This window comes from Vibrio sp. S12_S33 (genome assembly GCF_963889785.1).
In the GTDB taxonomy this organism is placed as follows: Bacteria; Pseudomonadota; Gammaproteobacteria; order Enterobacterales; family Vibrionaceae; genus Vibrio; species Vibrio aestuarianus.
Map to the genome: position 1 here is coordinate 107,124 of NZ_CAWPQZ010000007.1, position 16,908 is coordinate 124,031.

A 16,908-nucleotide genomic window follows, 5' to 3' on the forward strand; every position below is an offset into this window, starting at 1 on the left:
GGAACTCACTATGAAACTGAACAAATCATTCGCAGCTATCGCTATTGGTGCAGCACTTGTTGTTACTGGTTGCGCGTCAAATATAGGCTCTGAAGAGCTTCAAGCAAACCAATTTAAGAACGTTATCGACCGTACTGGCTCACCTGAATACATGCGTGACTACGACTTCGATGACCATCAACGCTTCAACCCGTTCTTCGACCTAGGAGCATGGCACGGTCACTTGTTACCAGACACAGCAGAGGGCATGGGGGGCTTCCCAGGGACTGCACTGCTTACCGAAGAGTACATCAACTTCATGGCTGATAACTTTGACCGCCTAAGCGTGTTCAAAGATGGCAAAAAGGTCGCGTTCACCATGGAAGCTTACAGCTTACCGGGCGCATTGGTTCAGATACTCAAATCAGATGACGTAACGGTCGAGTTGACGATGCGTTTTGCTTCTAACCGTACCTCTCTGCTAGAGACTAAAGTCACCACAGACTCTCCTGTTGAGTTAGTGTGGGATGGAGAACTGCTTGAAAAAACACACGCGAAAGAAGGCGTAGCACAAACCGATAAAACCATTGCAGAGACTTACCCTGAGTACGACCGTCAAATCATTGCAACAGATGATGGCCTAAAGGTAACGTTCGGTAAAGTACGTTCAACGTGGGATCTACTGACCTCAGGTGAGTCTGAGTACCAAGTTCATAAATCGATTCCAACCCAAACCAAGGTGAATGGCCTAGCGTTTACTTCAACCGCAAGCATTGAACAATCAACGACCATCTACACCACATACTCGCATGTGCTAACCGCAAAAGAAGCGCAAGCGGAACAACCTAAAATCAAAAAGATCATGGCAAACCCTACCGACTTCTTAGCCGCATCTGAAGCACGTTGGGAAGGTTACCTAGAGATGGGTCTGACCAACCCGAATGCAACGCCAGAACAAGAGCGTGTTGCGGTTAAAGCGATGGAAACCCTAAACGGTAACTGGCGTGGCGCAGCAGGTGCAATGAAGTTTGATTCTGTGACCCCATCAGTAACGGCGCGTTGGTTTTCAGGCAACCAAACTTGGCCGTGGGACACATGGAAGCAAGCTTACGCAATGGCTCACTTCAACCCAGACGTAGCAAAAGACAACATCCGCGCGATGTTCGCTTACCAAATCCAAGCAGACGATGCGGTTCGTCCTTGGGATGAAGGTTACGTACCAGATCTACTCGCTTACAACCTAAGCCCTGAACGTGGCGGTGACGGTGGCAACTGGAACGAGCGTAACACTAAGCCTAGCCTTGCTGCTTGGGCGGTAATGGAAGTCTACAAGACCACCAGCGATAAAGCTTGGTTGGAAGAAATGTATCCAAAGCTAGTCGCGTACCATGATTGGTGGCTACGTAACCGTGATCACAACGGCAACGGTGTACCTGAATATGGTGCAGCGCGCGACAAAGCACACAACACACCTGAAGGCGAAATGTACTTCACCGTAGTTCGTGGCGATAAACACGAGACCATCATTGGCCAAAAAGCACTAAATGAAGTGATGGCTAAAGGTGATTACGATCGCATCGAAAGCCCAGCTCAAACAGCCGCTTCTTGGGAGTCTGGTCGTGACGATGCCGCAGCATTTGGTTTCATCGATAAAGATCAGCTATACGCATACGTTGCTAACGGCGGCAAGCGCAGCGATTGGGACGTTGAGTTCGCTCAAAACCGCGCTGAAGACGGCACATTGCTAGGCTATTCACTACTGCAAGAGTCTGTTGACCAAGCCAGCTACATGTACAGCGATAACAAGTACCTAGCAGAAATGGCTGACATTCTAGGTAAAAAGGCTGAAGCGAAAGAGTTCCGTGAAAAAGCGGAGCACCTATCGAACTACATCAACACTTGTATGTTCGACGAAGGCACTAACTTCTTTTACGACATTCGTATCGAAGACAAACCACTCGCCAATGGCTGTGCAGGTAAACCGATTGTAGAACGTGGCAAAGGCCCTGAAGGTTGGTCACCACTATTCAACGGCGTGGCAACTCAAGAGCACGCTGATGCGGTTGTCTCTGTGATGAAAGATACATCTGAGTTCAACACCTACGTTCCACTGGGCACAGCGGCGCTTTCTAGCCCAGCATTCGGCCCAGATATTTACTGGCGTGGACGCGTATGGGTAGACCAATTCTACTTCGGCCTAAAAGGTATGGACAGCTACGGTTACCGTGACGATGCGATTGAAATGGCAAGCGCGTTCTTTGACCACGCCGATGGTTTAGTACAAGACGGTCCTATCCGTGAGAACTACAACCCACTAAACGGTAAACAGCAAGGTGCACCAAACTTCTCTTGGAGTGCGGCTCACTTGTACATGCTTTACAACGATTTCTTTACTGATACTCACTAATTATTCTCGACTAAAGCGCCTATAAATGGCGCTTTTTTTTAAAAAAAAAGAAGAAGCATCATCATACCAATCATAGCCTGAAATCATGGATACTGCTTTATTGACTTTGAACAGAAGATACATAAATCGAAGCTTAGGGGTAAGTACATCGTATCGCCGTTTCAAAGCGAATTCCTTTCCGTTAATTAACACAATAGGATAAATTCTGTGCAATCCTTCGCCACCAAAAATTTGTGGTCATTCCTGACCATATTTGATTTCTCTTTTGAGCTATAACCCATGACAAAAAGCAGTATCGATCTTAATACTCGAATGAATATCGTCACCTTAACTTGGCCGATTTTCATCGAAATTTTATTGCGCACCGCAATTAACACTAGCGATGTATTTATGCTTAGTAGCTATTCAGATAAGGCTGTATCTGCGGTTGGGGTAATCACTCAAATCAATTTCTTTCTTTTGATTGTATCTATGATGGTTAGCAGCGGTACGGGCATTCTGATTGGTCAGTACAATGGCTCTGGCCGTCAAAGTGAATCGGCACATGTCAATATCGCAAGCTTATTATTGGGGCTGGCTATTGGCAGTGCTTTGAGTTTAGCTTCATTTTTAAGTGCTAATGCGGTGATGAACGCCTATGGACTCGAAGCACAAGTAGCCCAATACGGGTATGAATATCTGATCATCAGCGGCAGCTTTACGGTAAACGTTACCATTGGCATCGTGTTTGCGACGATCTTACGCAGTAATGGCTACTCTAAAGCTCCGATGTTTATTAACTTATTTGCAGGCTTGCTCAACGTCATTGGTAACTATATTGCTATTTTCCAACCGTTTGGCTTGCCGGTTTATGGCGTGGAAGGGGTAGCCATTTCAACGGTATTTAGCCAAATAGTCAGTACCATATTGCTGTACTTCACTGCTAAGCACTATCACATTGCTTTGCCATTTTCAGAATGGAACATCATCCCGAAAAAACTTTACCAAAAGATCATTAAAATCGGCATGATGAATGCTGGCGAGATCCTCTCTTATAATATGATGCAGCTGACGGTGATTTTCTTCGTAGTGAAAATGGGCACGGCTTCACTGGCAGCATTTACCTATGCACAAAATATTGCCCGCATTGCGTTTGCATTTTCAGTAGCACTAGGGCAAGCAGGGCAAATTCAAACTAGCTATTATATCGGTAAAGGTTGGGTGGATGAAATTCTGACTAAAGTGCAGAAGTACTTCGTGGTCGGTTTTCTGGTTTCAACGGCGTTAACCGTCTCTATTTACCTGTTGCGTTTTGATATTATTGCCCTTTTCACTTCCGATCCAGAAATCACACAGTTAGTTACCATGTTGATTACAGGGTCGATTGTGATGGAAGCAGGACGAGCATTTAACCTGATTTTTATCGCAGCCTTAAAAGGCGCTGGCGACATTCGTTTTCCGGTACAAATGGGCATATTGAGCATGTGGATCTTTGGTGCTGGTTTGACCTATTTATTCGGTTTGCATTGGGGATGGGGCGTGGTGGGAGCGTGGGTCGCGATTTCCGTAGATGAATGGTTTCGTGGCGTTATCATGTGCAAACGTTGGCGATCTAAAGCATGGACCAAGTTTAAGCTTAGCTAGTCATTCTTCTTTTAAAGTGGTTTGATTTACAATTGCTTAATCAATAAATTTGAATCTGTAAAATCGAGACTTTAAAGTAGTTCTATACAAAACTTTGAGTACTTTCACCCATGTTTACGATTTTCAAAACCTTCTTTTGGCTTGGATGGATTAGCTTTGGTGGCCCTGCGGCACATATTGGTTATTTTCGTAACACGTTTGTCGACAAGCTAAAGTGGCTCGAAGATAAAGAGTACGCCCAGCTCGTTGCTTTAAGTCAGTTCCTGCCGGGACCTGGCTCAAGCCAAGTTGGTTTTGCGGTCGGCTATCAACGTGGCGGCTTACTCGGAGCATGTTCGGCCTTTATTGGCTTTACTCTGCCTTCCGTGATCATCATGGTGTTGTTGGCGATGGTCAGTAGCCAATTGACTGAAATGCCGCTGTTCCAGCATATTGTTCACGGCCTAAAACTGCTTGCCGTAGTGGTAGTAGCTGATGCGACTTGGGGAATGTACAAAAATTTCTGTAGCCATCGCATTGCCGTTGCTTTGTGCGTTGCAACAGCGGTGATGTTGCTGATTGCGCCCAGTATTAGTACTCAAATCGGTGTGTTGATTGTCGCCGCTCTCATTGGCGCAAGATGGCTACCGAGCCAAGATTTACTCCCGACAAAATCATTCTCCCCTTCAGTGCTACCATTAATTCTATTTGTCGGTTTACTGTTCGGCTTGCCTCTAGTCGCTCATTTTATGCCTGAACTCGCGCTGTTTAACCATTTCTATCAAGCGGGTAGTTTAGTCTTTGGTGGTGGTCATGTCGTACTTCCTTTGTTACAAAACTTGGTTGGTGACCAACTCTCTTCTGATGTGTTTTTAACCGGTTATGCTGCGGCGCAAGCGGTACCTGGCCCAATGTTCACGTTCGCCACTTACATTGGCTACGAACTACTACCCCAGTCGCCAATTCTTGGAGCGATACTCGCCACCCTAGCGGTTTTTCTGCCGGGTTTTCTGTTGCTCTTAGGTGTGTTAAAAAACTGGCAAGCATTGGCGAATCAACCCAAAATCGCTGGCGCAATCAATGGAGTGAACGCTGCCGTAGTCGGGTTATTGACAGCAGCCCTTTATCAACCTGTATTTGGCAGTGCCGTGTCAACTAGTGTAGATATGGCACTTATTCTGATCGGTTTTTATTTGCTAAGACAGCTTAAATTGCCGATTATTTGGATGGTCATCTTTTTCATGTTAGGTGGTATCGCTGTTGAACTCATCTAGATCAATCAAAGGGAAATTATTTGAGTAATTTTCCACAAACCTCGCTTCTCTATCCTAAACTTATTCATTAGGCATAAAAATTTTCAGCCCCATAAGCTGGCGAATAAAGGGGAGAGGAACGAGCAATGGACACGCACAGCAAAAATGGTGATCATTCATTTTTTCAACATGTCGGTACACTCAACAAGCAACTGTCCGACCTTCATGACCGATTGCGTGTCAGTGTCCCTCATATTGATCGTATTTCTTTTGCATTGTACGACCCAGACTCAGATCATCTTAAAACTTACGCAGACAGCACTTATAACGCTTATGAGCTACAGCATTATGAATTTCCCCTTGCTGATTTACCGGCGTTAAAAGAGTGCTCAACAACCGAAAAAATTCGTAGCATTGGCAATATACCGAGTCAACTAAAGCCAAATCACCCTCACACAAAGTGGTTGATTAAACAAGGTTTTATCTCTTCAATGACGATACCAACTTATCACAATGGTTGTTTTATCGGTTTCATCTTCCTAAATTCGAAACAAGCACAATATTTTAATGAATCTCTCCAAGAAACATTAGAGCCCTTTATTGACATGGTGCACTTTGCTGTCTGCTCTGAGTATCATTTAATCCATACGATTTTAGAAACGGCTCGTCATACTCAGTTGCGCTCACCTAAACACTTACAAGAGAACCTAGAACATCAAGTAAGGATCAGCAGTTATGCCAAAGTGATTGCTACTGAGGTTGCCGATATTTATCAGCTTAATGACGAAATGATTGACAACATTACGCAATTTTCTCGGTATCACGATATAGGAAAACTCTCATTACCACTTTCGATGTTATTGAAAACGGAAAACTTTGGAGCCAAAGAACGCCAACAGCTCTATGGCCACATTGAAAAAGGGATAGATATCATTAACCATATTATTGATGATGTGGGTTCACCTCAGCACCCTTGTGTATCAGTACTGAAAGAGATTGTCGCTTATCATCATGAGTTTTTAGATGGTAGTGGTTACCCCTACGGTTTAAGTAAAGATGATATTCCGGTTTCAGCTCGTATCATTGCTGTGGCCAATGTATTTGACGCGCTCACCAGTCATCGACCGTATAAACAAGCATGGTCTGTACCGTTTGCACTGTTAGAGTTAGAAAAGATGGTTGTCGATGGAAAACTGGATAGGCATTGTGTTAATGCGCTGCGCTACCATCAAGACTATCTTAAACAAATCATAGCCGCCCACCCTGAAATGGACCCCAAAGATAGGATAAATTAATTGTGCCTGAATAAATAATGAAATAATAAATGGATAATGAAATTTGAATATTGAAAAGCAATTATCAAAATCCCTCTATACCCGTTCAACTTGAAGATGCAGGTTTCAAAATCTGAAAGTTATCCGTAATTCTGGATACGAGTGAACCTGCAACTTCTGGTAATGTTACATCGAAAAACTCTTTGGTGGCCGAATCCTCACATACTCATTCATCACTTTCCAAAGCCGCTCGATTGGATTTAAGTTTGGGCTATATGGGGTAAGTAATGAAGCTCGACATTGAGCACTTTTGCCGCATTTTTCACCAGCCTTGACTGATGATAGGCTACGCCATCAAGAATTAAGTGTACTTTTTGTTCCAAAGGGTAATGCTCCTTTTTGAGCTTCCAGAAGAAACGAACGATGCTCTCGCTGTTTATCGTGTCATACGTTTTTGTCACCGTTGCGCCAATATTTTGAAGTGGTAACGCACCGATGACATTAAGGCGAGTTCGACTGCCTGTTGTCTCAATCACTTTATTTTGGCCTTTTCGTATCCAGCCATAACTGAGTTTTGTTGACTGCGTAGGATGAACGGCATCCATGAACAACACGGGGTCTTCGCTGTTTCTTAACGTCTCGTTATAATGTTCGATAAAGGCTTGTTGCATCTCTGGGTTAAACTTGTGTGGCACACCTTTCGGCTTCTTATATGAGAAGCCGTGATGATGTAGCCACTTGTTCATACCAGCAACGGTATAACGGATACCAAACTCAGCTTGCACATAAGCGACAATTTGGTGGGTATGAAAGTACGTATTCTCAGTCAGATGTTCGATAAGTTGTATGGTTTGTCCAACAGACAGTCAGCTTTAGCTACCACCATTTTCAGGCTTAAGTTTTTCAGAGAGAACATAATCACTGAGATGACGAGCTACGGTTGATTCGTGAATGCGAAGAGCTTGAGAAATCATCGCCTGACTCCAATCTTCAGAAGCGAGTAAAACCGCTTTGATGCGGTCACGTACTCGGCTATCACGAGTTGAATCGTGCATCACTTCGAGTTGTTGTTTCTGTTGAGGAGTCAGTATTATTTTCATGGTGCGTGCATAATCCTGATTTTATGAGAAATCAAGCATCTTCAATGATCACGGGTATAGATGGATAATTGTTGCTCAGTTAATGTCGTCCAGAAACTAATACCATCTTTAATGATATTGTCGTTGAAGTCATACTGAGGTTTATGTAACGCAGTCCCACCACATTCACCAACTCCATTACCAACGAGGATGTAACAGCCTTTCGCTTCACGCAACATAAATGAGAAATCCTCACTAATTGTAAATGGCTGGCATGCACCATTCACACGATCCGCACCAACGACTTTAGTCGCCGCTTCTGCTGCATAAGCCACTTCATCTGGTGTATTAATCGTCGATAGAAAGCTGTTATTGAACTTGTATGTATAGCCCACACCCGCAGACATACATTGACCAGCAACAATGCGTTCAATCGCTTTTTCAATCTTGTGTAATGCTACGTCGGTAAAACTACGTGTATCACCTTTAATCGTCACTTTGGTTGGAATCACGTTAACCGTACCGTTAGTAGTGAACTCAGTGACAGAGATAACAGCAGTCTCATCAATCGCACTTAAGTTACGAGATACAATAGTTTGCATCGCGGTAACAATTTGCGCGCCCACTACGATTGGGTCGGTGCCCATATGAGGCATAGCCGCATGACCACCAGTCGCAATTACCTCAATTTCAAAGCTGCTTTCACTCGCCATAATAGAGTGTGGACGAGTCACAAAGTGACCAGCTTCAATACCTGGTAAGTTGTGCATTGCGTAAACGGCATCAATATTCCAACGAGTAAATAAACCGTCAGCAATCATTGTTTTCGCGCCAGTGCCGCGTTCTTCATCTGGTTGGAAGATAAAGTAAACCGTACCGTCAAAATTACCATTAGTTGTGAGTTCATGGGCTGCACCTAATAACATCGCGGTATGACCATCGTGACCACAAGCGTGCATCGCACCTTCATTTACTGATGCGTAGCAAAATGTATTTTCTTCTTGAATGTGCAGTGCATCCATATCCGCACGCAGACCAATCGAACGATCACTTGTACCACGCTTTAGAATGCCAACTACACCCGTACCACCAATACCACGATGAACGTCGATACCAAACTCTTCAAGCTTAGTGGCAACAAATTCGGCAGTCTGGTGCTCTTCTGTTCCAAATTCAGGATGTTGATGAATGTGATGGCGCCATTCAATGGCTTTAAGTTCGATAGACATATTACGTTTCTCAAAAATATAGCTAACCCCAACAGGGGTTAGCGTTAGCTAATGGTGTTGCAAATTATGCTTCTTGCGTTTTAGTTTTAAGGGTTGCTTTTGACTCTTTCCCTTCTGTTTTTTTGCTAAACTTCATGAATAACATCATTGATACGATTACTACTACAATCGCTATAAGTCTCATTGGTGTTACAGCCTCCCCTAATGCAAATATAGCTAACACAAATGAAGATAAAGGCATCAGGTTAAGTGCCATACCTGTACCATCAACGCCAACTCGCTCCATTGCGTAGATGTAGATTAGGTAGCTAATACCAGAGATACCTACACCAAGAATAACGATACATAGAATACGTAGTGGTGAGCTAAATACGTTTAGCGCAGAGCTAAAGTCTGCCCCCGTTGTTATTAAGAACAGACCAAAGCCGATAGATGCGAAGATAAATTGATGGAACATTGTTGCAACAGAACCGTATTTCTCTGCAAGCTTAGCACGGGCATATGCAGTACAGGAGAAGCTAGCAGCACTAGCTAGACATATAAAATGACCGATGTTAAAGCCGTTCGTTTCAGAGTTCGGATCCATAACTAGAATTGTCACACCTGCGAATGCACCTAATGCCGATAATATCTGAAGCGTAGTAAAACGAGCGTTATGACGGAAAAAGCCTACTATCAAAATGAGAATTGGAATCAAACCTTGAATAACACCATTTTCGGATGCTGTTATATATTCCAAAGAAAGGAAAGACAGATAGCTAAATGCACCTTGACCAACAATACCACACGCAGCAGCCCAAAATATGTCATGGCGATTTTCCCACGTCAATTTGAAGTCTATTTTTTTCTCCATTTTGCCGGTCGCTAAACCAATATTAAAGATCACACCTAGAGTGATAAACGCTACTGTATAACGTAGCCACACCAACACTTGAGCATCCATTACCTCTAGAACTGGAGTACCAACAATCCAAGGAATACCCCAAAGTAAACCAATAAAGATAGCTGCTATCCAGCCCATTGTTGTACGATTCATAATATTTTCCTTATAATTCTGCTTTTTGATTCGGGCATGGTTATGACACATTCATTTGTATAAGCCTTAAACATACTCGATAATTACTTATGCTTGTTCAGCGCGGTTTATTCCGTTGGTGCTGCTGTTAAAGCTTCTATATGTGGATATGGGGAGACTCTTCAGTATTGAGGAGACGCCCATAACCTGGGCAAGATGCAATTCGACCCGTTAGGTGCATTGCATGCCAGAACATGGCTGAGTTGCTGCAGATCACTGGGACCCTGAAACGGTCTTCAATTTCTTGAATATGGTCAAGTACACGTAGATTGGTGCAAGACATAAATACGGCATCCACTTCTGTAGTTGGCAGAAGCTTCTCTAATGCATCTAGCATCGATTCTTTAGATACTTTTGTGATATCTGTGTCTTTTTGAATACCTAGAGAGCCCAGCACTGGTACTTCAAAGCCAGCACTAGTCAATTGTTGGTACAAAGGTAAGTTCACTTCAGTTGGGTAAGGAGAGAAGACCGCAATTCGACGTGCACCTAGGTGACGGAATGCTGCTTGCGCTGCCGTCCAAGGGTTAGTTGCAGGAATATCATTACGATGCTGAGTAAGTAAGCTTGCAACCTTCTCCTCACCAATAATGATAGATGCTGATGTGCAACCAAATGCCATCACATCCATATCTAACCCATAAGCGATTAGATCTGACGCATCAACAATTCCTGTAGCAATACGATCCAACGCTTCTGGTGTCATTTCACTACTATAGTAAACACGAGAGCTAAATACAGCAGCTTGTGTACCAAGCAACTTTGCCCAGTCCATCTCCAGAGAATGATCTGTACTAAGTTGCACCAAGCCAATATGGCAGCGGTCAATACGTGGCGCGAGCGTATATTCTAGAGGGACCTCAAATGATTTAAATTCTTCAATCGTTTTCATAATTCGTTCTATCTTCCAAAATTTGTTATTTTTATAATTTGAGGATTAATCAATGATGATCAATTCTGGTTCAGCACGCTCTGAGAGCCACTCTGCGCCATTTTCTGTAATCACAATATTTTCCTCATGGACCATTGATTTTCCTGGAGCGTAAACCATGCCTGGTTCAAGCGTCATAACCATACCTGGTACTAGAACTGTATTGTCTGTTGCGGTGTTTGAAGGACGCTCAGTTAGCTCCATACCTAGCCCGTGACCTAGGCGACCTACGTCATTACCTAGCGCACCATTTGCCTCTAATACTTTCCACATGGCATTGTAGATGTCTGTGGTTGTAGCGCCTGGTTTCGCAGCTTCAAAGCCGGCTGTAGTTGCATCATAAGTCGCACGGTATGCAGCTTTAGTTTGCTCGCTCGCGTGGCCAAATGCCCAATTGCGGTCAAAATCAGAGAAGTAACCATCACGCACAGCGCCAGTATCAATGATCAGCACATCACCTTCTTCAATTACGCGATCGGTAGGACCCATAATGATGCTGTCGTAACCATCAGGACCAGAGCCTGCAATGATGTATGGACATTCATCAGCGCCTTCTAGCAGCATATCAATACGGAACTGCTTACATATTTCGCGTTCTGTCATACCCGCACTTGCATATTCAGGTACGCGTTTAAAGCCCACATTTGTAATACGACAGATTTCACGAGTCTTTTCGATTTCAGCCTGAGATTTAATTTGACGAAGACCATGCATCGCAAGAGAGCAGTCAACGAAGTCTTTTTTCACTAACGTTGTTAGTTTTAGGTAATTGTTGGTAGGCATACGCAGATACGACTCGATACCTAACGTTGCACCAACGCGACCATGGCGACAAGGAAGACTGTTTAAAGCGCTTGCAACTAAGCTGATGCCATCATCTTCAGGGCGTGGCGATGGCCAAGTTATAATGGTGTCGATCCAAGTTCCCGCCATACCGCTTGCCCCGATTTCTGGGACAATCGCAATTGGTTTACCTTCTGCAGGAACAATTAAGAACCAAGGACGAGTTGGGCTGTGCCAAAACTGTGTGTGAAAACCTGTGAAGTAGCGAACATTTGGTTCTGTTGTAAACAACATCGCATCCAACTTCAGCTCATGCATGACTTTTTGAGCACGCTGAGTACGCATTTCAAATTCAGCTTGTTCAAAACCACGATTTAAATAGTTTTGCATAGTGACCTCTATCATTTTTGTAGGGAGAGAAGCTCCGCTCTCTATAGTTCAATAATGTTTACGTTATTGAGCGAAGTATTATCTAGTTTTCAGTTAAAAAATGTGACCCAAGGCATGAAGTTAACAATCGTGGACCATGAGTCGCTTTTTTCCGAGAAAAGTGTGCTCTATATCTAATTTTGGTAAACAATAGTTAACTTTTATATTGAGGGCGACAGAGTGAGGTGGTTTAATAGTTACATAAAGTTAATCTTAAGGTTCGGCTTTAGTTGATTTTTCCAACTAAAAAACAGAGAATGGATTGAAGTAAAGTTAACTGTAGTGTCCTTATAATGAATGCAACCAAATACAAATCTTTTAGTGTAGAGTTTACAGAAAGTGATAGAGAGCGTTTGCAAGCGTACTTTCGCTTAGCTGATACGATCGCTGACTTCATCGGTCCACATTGTGAGGTCGTTATTCACTCATTTGACAGCTTCGAGAAGTCTGTGGTGAAAATCGTCAATGGTCATCATACTGGTCGCAAAGTCGGGTCACCGATTACAGATATGGGATTAAAAATGCTTGGTGTATTTGAAAGCACTGGCGAGGTCGCCCCAAAAAGTTACTTTACTACCAGCAAAGATGGCTCTCTGCTTAAATCAACAACTTGTGTTGTAGCAGGTGATGAGAATAAGCCTATTGGTTTATTCTGTATCAATATGAATCTTTCACATCCATTTCCGGAAATTATCAGAACACTAATGCCAGATACTGCCAAAGTCGGCATGCATGAGAACTTTGGTTCTTCACCGACAGAGGTAATAGAGCACGCTCTCGAACATGCAATTAAAGATGTTGAAAGTGACTCAACGATTAACTTGAAAGGTAAAAACAAAGCCATTACCAAAATTTTACTTGATAACGGCATTTTTGAACTGAAAGAGGCAACTGCATTTGTCTCTGAACGTCTTGGCATCACACGTCACGCGATTTACAAATACATTCGTGAATACAAATCGGAATAATGGAATAAAAATATATGAAAACTCAAGTTCATACTGAATCTGCACCAGCAGCTATTGGTCCATACTCACAAGCTCTAGCATTTAAAGAGTTGGTATTTACTTCAGGTCAATTACCTTTAGATCCTGAGACTATGGCATTTCCTGAAGGTGGTATTAGAGAACAAGCTCGCCAATCACTAGCGAACCTAAAAGCGGTTCTTGAGCAAAGTGGCGCGGGTATCGATACGGTCCTAAAAACAACCTGCTTCTTAGGTAATATGGAAGATTTCGTGGCATTCAACGAAGTATATACTGAAGTATTTGGTACAGATTGTGCACCTGCACGTTCTTGCATTCAAGCAGGTCGCCTGCCAAAAGATGCTCTAATCGAAGTAGAAGCGATCGCTTATATCAAATAATGATGCTCAGGGCGATTGCTATCGCATCGCCCTTCCTCCTCACAATTTAAGTAGCTGCCATGTTGAAACTATCTCTGAACTCAAACTACAACGGTGAAACTAGCCCTTTATTTACTCATAAAGCCGCTAAGCAAACACGCGCATTCCACCAAAAAATCGACGGTTACCAACCGACACCACTCGTTTCTCTACCGACATTAGCGCAACACCTAGGTGTAAAAGCTATTCTAGTTAAAGACGAATCAAAACGTTTTGGTCTCAACGCGTTTAAAGTTCTTGGCGGCTCTTACGCATTAGGTCACCTACTCGCCGACCACCTAAACATGGATATCAGCGAAGTCGACTTAAAAACTGTATCAGAAAAACTACCCAAACCTCTCGTATTTACTACCGCGACCGCTGGTAACCATGGTACGGGTGTCGCATGGGCGGCTCGTGAAATGGGACAAAAGGCAGTGGTATATATGCCAAAAGGCTCACCTCAAGCAAGCGTTGAACGAATCCGTGGCTTAGGCGCAGAGTGTATTGTTACTGACGTGAATTACGATGACACCGTGCGTCTAGCAAGCCAAACGGCAAATAAAAATGGTTGGACATTGGTACAAGATACTGCATGGGAAGGTTATGAAACTATCCCAACTTGGATTTCACAAGGCTACATTACAATGGCCGATGAAGCACTTGAGCAAGCGCAAGCTGACGATATGGCACCAACACACATTATGCTTCAGGCTGGTGTGGGCGCGATGGCTGGTGGTGTTCTTGGTTACTTGGCTGATACGTTAGGCGCCGAAAATTTCAAAGCGATCATCGGGGAGCCAAGCGCTGCTGACTGTATTTTCCGCTCAGCACAAGCCGGCGATATGACACCAGTAACTGGCGATTTAACATCTATCATGGCTGGTCTGGCTTGTGGTGAGCCAAACCCTGTTACTTGGCCAATCCTACGTGACTGCTCTGACGCTTATGTATCAGCTGATGACAATATTGCTGCGCTCGGTATGCGTATCCTTGGTAACCCTCTAAAAGGTGACCAAGCTGTAATCAGTGGCGAATCGGGCGCTATTACAATGGGTATTCTCTATCGACTAATGACCACAGACGAAGGTAAAGTATTTGCTGAACAGCTAGGACTCGGTTCAGATTCGATTGTGATGATCTTTAGTACTGAAGGCGACACTAACCCAACGCGTTACCGTAATATCGTGTGGAACGGTACACACAGCTAATTATACCCGTTCAACTTGAAGATGCAGGTATCAGTATCTGTAATTCTGGATACAAGTGAGCCTGCAACTTCTGGTAACGTCACATCGAAAAATTTTTTGATAGCAGAGGTAAATGCTTCTTTGGAGGGGAAATAAACATTGTTCCTAACATGCTCATTCATGACTTTCCAAAGCCGCTCTATTGGATTTAAGTTTGGACTGTATGGGGGTAGCTCTATATTGAGTATTTTTGCCGCATTTCTCACCATTTCAGACCGATAATAAGCCGCACCATCAAGCACAATATGCACGGTTTGTTCTAGTGGATAATGCTCTTTCTTGAGTTTCCAAAAGAAGCGAACAATGCTCTCGCTATCTATCGTTTCATAATACCAATCACACTAATTAATTGGTCAATATAGTCCAATCTCTAAAGCAGAGCGAAATGACTCTGCTTTTGTCTGCACAAAAACGATGCCAAGCACTACACAACTTATCGACAATATCGTCGTAACATTCAAAGCACCTATTGGCTATTTCGTTCTGACGCAACCAACTCCATACCTGTTCTATTGGGTTGAATTCCGGTGAATAGGGCGGTATATGAATGATAGTGACGTTCTCGAATGCATCAGCAAGATAACTTTGATGCCAACTGGCTTGATCCATGATGACGACAGCATGTTTGTCTGTGGGTGTTGATTGAGAAATGAGCCTGAGTTGCTCTTTCATTGCTTCCATGTTGCTCATCGGAACAACAATAGCTTCAGTTTCTCCGGTATTCACGCACACCGCACCAAATAGGTACGCATACTCAAATTGCTGTTGTTGTACCGCTCTGGGGCGAGTCCCTTTTTCTGCCCATATTCGGGTGGTTGTGTTGCGCTGGCCAAATCTGGCTCCACCCCTTGGAAGCCAACAAGACAACTTTTATACAATCTCAGTATTGTGCATCTGTTTGAGTTGTTACTTTTGCTCAGAGGTCAGTACAATTTTCATAGTGAGTAGCATGATCCTGATTTAATGAGAAATCAAGCATCTTCAATAATCACGGGTATAAAAGCAAGCTTACAAGTTGATTGATGTGCCGTTTATTGCCAATAAGGTTAGCTTGTTGAAAGAGGATAACTCTCAAATTGAGCTCTCTAGTCATTAGAGCTTGCATGGCTAGAGTGCTCAATTTACTTGGTGGCTTAATCGCTTAATATCACTGATAACGAAAAATCAGGACTGATGGTTTAAAGCGATCTAAGGTTAACGAGGCTTTGGCATAGGACTGCGATGATTAACTGATATGGCCGGGCAGATCGTAAGTTCCTGATTTAGTTCTATCGAATTACGCAAAAAAGCCCGTTGTAATACTCCATATAGAATGCCCCCAAGTAGTCCGCATTTGCTCTGGAACTAAAAAGTTAAAATATCTCTCGGTAACTAAACAACCCTTGACTGCCACCTGTATGCAAAAATAGTTGTTTGCTACCAGGTTTTATGATGCCTTTTGTTGATAAATCAAATAGCCCTGACATGGCCTTACCAGTGTAGACTGGATCAAGAAGAAGGCCCTCAAGTTGAGCGCAGCGCTTCACCGCTTGAATCATTTCTTGAGTGATGATGCCATACCCTTGGCCATAGTAGCTACCGTCAGTGAAAACTCTGTCTTTGGATAGATTTACATCAAGATCTAAATAAGCGAGGATATTTTTTAGCTGAGTTTCAACTAGAGTTTTTTGTTCTTCTGTTGAGCGACTTACAGTAATACCCAATACCGGAATATCCGATTTGGCGGAAATTAACCCAGCTAATAAGCCAGCTTGAGTACCAGCACTGCCCGTAGCAAGGATGATTTGATCTATTTGAAGATTTTGTTCTTCAATTTGCGACAATATTTCATAAGCACATCTAACGTATCCCATGCTACCAATTACGTTAGAACCTCCCATTGGTACAAAATAAGGTTTTCGACCTTGCTCTTCTAGTTCCGTGATCACTTTTTGTGCGTGTAGGTTGCAATCGTCCCCTTCTTTCACTGAGTGAACTTTTGCTCCAAGTAAATGATCAAGCAACATGTTTCCATTGTTGTAATAATCGGTTTTTGGTGTGCCGATGACATCTTCCAAAACTAATTCACAATCTAAGCCAAATTTAGCCGCGGCAGCCGCAGTTTGCCAGGGCGGGATCGCACTTTGTTAACAGATGTGATCTAATAACCTCAAACCCTTTGCTATGTGCCCATTTTGAACTTAATTGAACATTTGTCAGTCGTTGAAGATACCCGTTCTGACATTAATCAAAA

The 16,908-nt window shown here is 43.3% G+C and carries 12 protein-coding genes and 3 pseudogenes; 7 read left to right on the forward strand and 8 right to left on the reverse strand.

From position 1 onward, the window contains the following. Positions 1 to 10 precede the first annotated feature (10 nt). The 4 genes from ygjK to AACW06_RS05515 all read left to right on the forward strand — a co-directional run bounded on the left by ygjK (position 11) and on the right by AACW06_RS05515 (position 6,536). Positions 11 to 2,386, forward strand: coding sequence for an alpha-glucosidase (ygjK, locus tag AACW06_RS05500; protein ID WP_192074326.1), 2,376 nt, complete (start codon positions 11 to 13; stop codon positions 2,384 to 2,386). A gap of 390 nt (positions 2,387 to 2,776) precedes the next feature. Further along, positions 2,777 to 4,009 carry an MATE family efflux transporter gene (locus AACW06_RS05505; RefSeq protein ID WP_443262896.1) on the forward strand — a complete coding sequence of 411 codons (1,233 nt, stop codon included), beginning with the start codon at positions 2,777 to 2,779 and terminating at the stop codon, positions 4,007 to 4,009. 110 nt (positions 4,010 to 4,119) lie between these two features. Next, entirely contained in the window at positions 4,120 to 5,262 is a 1,143-nt protein-coding gene (gene chrA / locus AACW06_RS05510) for a chromate efflux transporter (protein ID WP_192074327.1), read from the forward strand. A gap of 125 nt (positions 5,263 to 5,387) precedes the next feature. Further along, positions 5,388 to 6,536 carry an HD domain-containing phosphohydrolase gene (locus AACW06_RS05515; RefSeq protein ID WP_192074328.1) on the forward strand — a complete coding sequence of 383 codons (1,149 nt, stop codon included), beginning with the start codon at positions 5,388 to 5,390 and terminating at the stop codon, positions 6,534 to 6,536. Positions 6,537 to 6,621: 85 nt separating this feature from the next. Here the strand turns inward: AACW06_RS05515 and AACW06_RS05520 are convergent. The 5 genes and pseudogenes from AACW06_RS05520 to AACW06_RS05540 form a co-directional block, all read right to left on the reverse strand. Beyond that, positions 6,622 to 7,615 (reverse strand): annotated as a pseudogene (locus tag AACW06_RS05520) (IS630 family transposase). Positions 7,616 to 7,656: 41 nt separating this feature from the next. After that, entirely contained in the window at positions 7,657 to 8,823 is a 1,167-nt protein-coding gene (locus tag AACW06_RS05525) for a M20 aminoacylase family protein (RefSeq protein WP_192074329.1), read from the reverse strand. 64 nt (positions 8,824 to 8,887) lie between these two features. After that, on the reverse strand, positions 8,888 to 9,859 hold the full coding sequence (locus tag AACW06_RS05530; protein ID WP_192074330.1) for a DMT family transporter: 972 nt from the start codon (positions 9,857 to 9,859) through the stop codon (positions 8,888 to 8,890). A gap of 136 nt (positions 9,860 to 9,995) precedes the next feature. Beyond that, complete coding sequence (locus tag AACW06_RS05535; RefSeq protein ID WP_192074331.1) at positions 9,996 to 10,790, reverse strand: maleate cis-trans isomerase family protein; 795 nt, start codon at positions 10,788 to 10,790, stop codon at positions 9,996 to 9,998. A 45-nt stretch (positions 10,791 to 10,835) separates the two neighbouring features. Then, positions 10,836 to 12,002, reverse strand: a complete 1,167-nt coding sequence (locus AACW06_RS05540) for a M24 family metallopeptidase (protein ID WP_192074332.1) — start codon at positions 12,000 to 12,002, stop codon at positions 10,836 to 10,838. A 332-nt stretch (positions 12,003 to 12,334) separates the two neighbouring features. Here AACW06_RS05540 and AACW06_RS05545 point away from each other — a divergent pair, with 332 nt between their 5' ends. Genes AACW06_RS05545 through dpaL form a run of 3 tightly spaced genes read left to right on the forward strand, consistent with a single transcriptional unit; the run spans position 12,335 to position 14,636 of the window. Beyond that, positions 12,335 to 13,009 (forward strand): helix-turn-helix transcriptional regulator, encoded by a 675-nt coding sequence (locus AACW06_RS05545; RefSeq protein ID WP_192074333.1) that lies wholly within the window; start codon positions 12,335 to 12,337, stop codon positions 13,007 to 13,009. A 14-nt stretch (positions 13,010 to 13,023) separates the two neighbouring features. Beyond that, positions 13,024 to 13,407 (forward strand): RidA family protein, encoded by a 384-nt coding sequence (locus AACW06_RS05550; RefSeq protein WP_192074334.1) that lies wholly within the window; start codon positions 13,024 to 13,026, stop codon positions 13,405 to 13,407. 59 nt (positions 13,408 to 13,466) lie between these two features. Further along, positions 13,467 to 14,636 carry a diaminopropionate ammonia-lyase gene (gene dpaL, locus AACW06_RS05555; protein ID WP_192074335.1) on the forward strand — a complete coding sequence of 390 codons (1,170 nt, stop codon included), beginning with the start codon at positions 13,467 to 13,469 and terminating at the stop codon, positions 14,634 to 14,636. Here dpaL and AACW06_RS05560 read toward each other — a convergent pair. The 3 genes and pseudogenes from AACW06_RS05560 to AACW06_RS05570 form a co-directional block, all read right to left on the reverse strand. After that, positions 14,633 to 15,004 (reverse strand): annotated as a pseudogene (locus AACW06_RS05560) (transposase); the annotation flags it as partial. The gene dpaL and the pseudogene AACW06_RS05560 sit on opposite strands and share 4 nt — an antisense overlap. A gap of 16 nt (positions 15,005 to 15,020) precedes the next feature. After that, positions 15,021 to 15,515: pseudogene (locus AACW06_RS05565) on the reverse strand (IS630 family transposase); the annotation flags it as partial. A 512-nt stretch (positions 15,516 to 16,027) separates the two neighbouring features. Beyond that, positions 16,028 to 16,792, reverse strand: a complete 765-nt coding sequence (locus AACW06_RS05570; protein ID WP_192074342.1) for a pyridoxal-phosphate dependent enzyme — start codon at positions 16,790 to 16,792, stop codon at positions 16,028 to 16,030. Between the last annotated feature and the right edge of the window lie 116 nt (positions 16,793 to 16,908).